5 protein-coding genes are annotated in these 4,394 nt (G+C 30.6%); 4 read left to right on the forward strand and 1 reads right to left on the reverse strand.

The genetic code is table 11. The annotated features are described in order from the left end of the window. Nucleotides 1–90 precede the first annotated feature (90 nt). On the reverse strand, nucleotides 91–396 hold the full coding sequence (locus ACH2BV_RS02360) for a pentapeptide repeat-containing protein (protein WP_395049029.1): 306 nt from the start codon (nucleotides 394–396) through the stop codon (nucleotides 91–93). A gap of 460 nt (nucleotides 397–856) precedes the next feature. Between ACH2BV_RS02360 and ACH2BV_RS02365 the strand changes: the two genes are divergently transcribed. The 4 genes from ACH2BV_RS02365 to ACH2BV_RS02380 all read left to right on the forward strand — a co-directional run bounded on the left by ACH2BV_RS02365 (nucleotide 857) and on the right by ACH2BV_RS02380 (nucleotide 4,158). Further along, nucleotides 857–2,185: a tyrosine-type recombinase/integrase gene (locus tag ACH2BV_RS02365; protein ID WP_395049024.1), complete on the forward strand. Its 1,329-nt coding sequence runs from the start codon at nucleotides 857–859 to the stop codon at nucleotides 2,183–2,185. Between the two features lie 30 nt (nucleotides 2,186–2,215). Next, nucleotides 2,216–3,433 (forward strand): hypothetical protein, encoded by a 1,218-nt coding sequence (locus ACH2BV_RS02370; protein ID WP_395049025.1) that lies wholly within the window; start codon nucleotides 2,216–2,218, stop codon nucleotides 3,431–3,433. Nucleotides 3,434–3,530: 97 nt separating this feature from the next. Further along, entirely contained in the window at nucleotides 3,531–3,830 is a 300-nt protein-coding gene (locus tag ACH2BV_RS02375) for a helix-turn-helix domain-containing protein (RefSeq protein WP_395049026.1), read from the forward strand. Nucleotides 3,831–3,858: 28 nt separating this feature from the next. After that, a complete protein-coding gene (locus ACH2BV_RS02380) occupies nucleotides 3,859–4,158 on the forward strand; it encodes a hypothetical protein (RefSeq protein ID WP_395049027.1) in 300 nt (99 codons plus the stop codon). Nucleotides 4,159–4,394 lie beyond the last annotated feature (236 nt).

Consider the following 4,394-nt stretch of genomic DNA (forward strand, 5'->3'; position numbering starts at 1 on the left):
GTTTCATGAATTTGATTAGATTTTGGTAAAATTGACAGTTTTTTGTAAATTTAAGCAGATATCACTACATAAAAGTTAATCTTGCGTAACTTAAGTTAAATTATTATAACTTGGGCAATTATTATCTAAAATTTCTGAATCAATGAAAGTTTTTTCAAAAATTGCGTAATCAAAAATACTACCCATAAAAGAACTTCCTTGAAAATTGCAGTTAATAAATTTACACCCATTGAAATCGCAAGATTTGAATTGAATATTTCTAAAATAGCAATTTTCAAAATAGGTATGACTAAAGTTTACTTTAGTAAAAACTTGGTCTTTAGCACCAATTCTTACAAAATGCTTATTGTGATAATTTGAATTTTCGAGGTCATTATTAATTATGGAGTCTTCTATTTTTCTCTTCCACTAATTATCATAAGTGTAGTTATTTTTAATTGGCTAAAACGGGATATAGAATACTAAGGCGGATTATCCAATAAATAAATATTAGCAATAACCGCTCCGTTTAATAAAATCTTTATTGGCAACTGGAAACTTATAACCTCGTCAATTATAAGCATATTACTCTTCAAAGCTATAAAAAAACAAATCATAGCAAATAAAAAAGCTCCTAAATCAATGATTTAAGAGCTTTAAGTACCCGGAGCCGTAATCGAACCTTTTACTTTATTCCTTCGTCAATTTTATATAAAAAACTGATAATCAGTAGATTATATAAATTTACTTTCTTCCACTTTGTCAAAATAATACAATAAAGGCAAGTATTTTTGTTCCCTATTTTGTACCCCAATTTTTTAGGGTGCATTTTTTTTGTATATTTGATGAGCTAATCAACCAAAATCATGTTATTTCAATGGCAAAAACTGAAAATGAAGTGCGTTTTTATCTAAAAGATAAGAATTCAAAGGAAGAATCTTTAATTTTTCTTAATCATAGCTTACAAACAGGCGAAAGACTAAAATACTCCACAGGTGAAAAAATCCTACCCTCTTTGTGGGACGATAGCACTCAACAAGCCTCCACTGCGGAAAAAAAAACTAAACAACAATGCAAAGACACCAATTTGCAATTAAATCGCTATGTGGAGTCAATTGGTAAAATTAATAGTTACCTCAAACGAGAGAAAATTGAACCTACTATTGATTTTTTCAGGACTGAGTTGGACAAGGAATTTAAAACAGTAAAAGCGAAAAAGAAAACTAATCTTATTATTTACGCTGAACTATTTTATAAAGAGGTCAAAGCTGGGGAACGCCTTACTAAGAATCAAAAGATTTATCAGTATAATACTATAAAGCAATTCAAGACTGCCCTAAACCATTTAATTGAATTTGGTAAAATCTACAAAAGAATAGAATTTGAACAACTGGATTTAAAATTTTATGATTCCCTCATTTCATATCTTACAAAAAAGAATTTCACTAAAAATTCAATCGGTTCAATAATTAAGAATGTAAGGATTTTTATAAAATCAGCATACTATGACGGTTTGCACAGCAATTTGATTTTCAGAGATGAAAAATTCGTTACCCTATCAGAAGATGTTGAAAATATTTATTTAGACGAATCCGAACTTGATTTTCTATTTAATCTTGATTTGAGTAAAAGCCCTCGGCTTGATAAAGTGAAAGACTTGTTTCTCATTGGTTGTTACAGCGGTTTAAGATTTTCAGACCTTTCACAACTTACACCCGAAAACATTGTTGAGGACGAAGGAATATTTTATTTAGAAGTCGTTGCAACTCAAAAAACAGGCGAATCGGTATCTATACCAATGAACCCTAATTTAAGGGCAATTATGGATAAATACCAAAACAATCCACCTAAAGCACCAAGTAATCAAAAGATGAATGAATATTTGAAAGAAATTGGAAAATTGATGGAATTAAACGGAAAGGTAACTTTTAAATCTACAAAAGGAGGCAAAACAGTACTAATAACCTATGAAAAATGGCAAAAGTTAAGCACTCATACTTGCAGAAGAAGCTTTAGTACGAACGCCTATTTAGGGGATGTAAAGACACACGACATAATGGCAATGACAGGGCATAAGACAGAAAGTTCATTTTTTAAGTACATTAAAGTAACGAAGAAACAAACATCTCGTAGGTTATCGCAGCATACGCATTTTACAAAAAATAGCACAAACGAAAATAATATTGTCCGTCTTAAAATAGCGTAATGCAGAGTAAAAAGCTAACCATTTAATACTATGACACACCATGAACAAAGCCTATTGAAAGAAAGTCTTAGAGTTAAATACATTACTCTTACTGAATTTGAAGAGCGTTATTTGTTTTGGAAAGAACACAACCACAATATGAGATATATTGATAGTCATAAGTATTCTAATGAACTAAATAATGCTATTCAGACACAAAGAGAATATGACATCGAACAACGGAAAATACAAAGAGAAAGAGAGGAGAGCGGGGCGATAATGGGAGATGCTAAATTTAGTTTAAATGTGTCAAGAATTATGCAGTTAATTGAACATGAAAATATGGAAAATGGAATTATTGCACCTGAACCACTTACCAATGAAGAAAAAGCATTTGAAGCGGAGGAGAATATTAAAAATTATCTTGAAGACCGAAGGAAAACCAAACCAATTAATAATTATGAAATAAAACAACTACTGGAAATTCATTATAGTACACCTATCTATGATTATGAAACTTACAAGCAAAAATTTTATGAAGAAATTTCGCTTAAAGCAGATAAAAATGAATTTGCCAATGCAAAACTAAATGAAACTAATGAATTATTGGAATCAATAGGTAAAGAATCTAAAGCAATTTTTTTTCAATTATCAACTGGCACCTATAAGAATGTTTATGATTTTTTTAAAGAACTAACAAATACAAATAATGATTATCTACCTGATTACGCATTTATTTATGAATGCAATAAATGTAATAAAAATGTCGATAATTTATATTATTGGGCTTCATATTTAATACCCCTCAACCAATTCAAACGTTTTTTAGAGTTTCATATTAATAAGCAAGAAAATGGGGAAAACGAGCAAAGCAAAAACCTTGTAAATGTTAGCAATGAACTTGCCAGTCCACCTTATACCCAATTATTTTTAAACAAGACGAATGATTTAGCGATATATGTTTATTTCTTAGGAAAATTAGGCATAAGTGCTAAAATTAGTTTGAGTAAGCATGAAAAAAGTAAGGTAGAGTATGAGAAACACATATCATTTTTCAATGAAAAATATTTCTTTAATCTGCAAAAAGGGTTTAAATTAGAAAGCCTTATTGCTCAAATAAATTTGATTGGCGATTTCATAGAAGGACGTAATAATCCTTCAAGCAGAAACAAGATTATTGAAAGAATAAAACGAGTGCAAAAACAACTTATTCAAGATTACCCAGATAAATCCGACAACATAAACGAACTTCTTTCTCCTTTTTTATAATACTTTTCCAAAGGTAAAAAAAGGTATCTTTTAGGGATTTTTACCCTATACTCTACTTTATAGTTTTGCACATGTTTCACTAAAATCAAAGAAAAACATGTTTGCAGAACAAATTATTTCGTACTCATTTAGCCCCGACCAATTAGGGGCAATCATTCGTCAAGCTGTCAAAGCAGAATTGGCGGAATACTCCCCACCCATTCTCCCACCAAATATTCCAGAAGTTGCCACCCGAAAGCAAACCGCTGAACTTTTGGGCGTTTCGGTCGTAACACTTTCAACTTGGGAAAAAGATAAAATTCTTATTCCAAATCGAATTTCTCATAGAGTCAGATACCTAAAAGCTGACATCCTCCAAGCTCTCAGCAAGCGAAAAAAATTAAATCATAAGCGATAATTTTAATATTAAAAGCGAACCAACCAAAATGATTTTTCACAATACAATTGGCGAATCGGGCAGGGAGTTGAACGAAGCCATAAAACACAATAATACCCAAAATAGCAAAATATTAGCTTTTTTCAAAGCAAATCAAAATGTAAGCTATACCCGATGCGAAGCATTGAAACAGCTAATTGAAACTGGTATTTTATCTGAAAAAGTCCAAAATTCGAGTATTAGCCGGGCATTTAATACACTTGAAAAAGCTAATTTATTGCATCGTACAGGCGAAAAAAGGAAAGGCGACCTTGGCAGGATTCAAGATATTTGGACATTAAACAAATAAAAAAACGGGGTTTCGGAACCACCCGAAACCCCAAAGCTAACCAAAACCAGATGGCAATGATTCACAAATATAATACAATGTTTGACTATTTGTTAATAGAAAAATATTTGACCATAGGCGAGAATATATTCTTTGAAAACTTATGCGAATTACGGGTTAATACTTGCATTATTTTTATTTTTAGTATAACAAAAAAACTAAACTATCAGTTTTTCCATTAGAATTGAAGTAACATT

Source organism: Flavobacterium sp., from assembly GCF_043780635.1.
Taxonomy (GTDB): Bacteria; Bacteroidota; Bacteroidia; order Flavobacteriales; family Flavobacteriaceae; genus Flavobacterium.

What these genes read in the sequence shown, in the direction of transcription:
- ACH2BV_RS02370 (WP_395049025.1), top strand. Translation starts at nt 2,216, where the DNA reads ATGACACACCATGAACAAAGCCTATTGAAAGAAAGTCTTAGAGTTAAA.
- ACH2BV_RS02380 (WP_395049027.1), top strand. Translation starts at nt 3,859, where the DNA reads ATGATTTTTCACAATACAATTGGCGAATCGGGCAGGGAGTTGAACGAA.
- ACH2BV_RS02365 (WP_395049024.1), top strand. Translation starts at nt 857, where the DNA reads ATGGCAAAAACTGAAAATGAAGTGCGTTTTTATCTAAAAGATAAGAAT.
- ACH2BV_RS02375 (WP_395049026.1), top strand. Translation starts at nt 3,531, where the DNA reads ATGTTTGCAGAACAAATTATTTCGTACTCATTTAGCCCCGACCAATTA.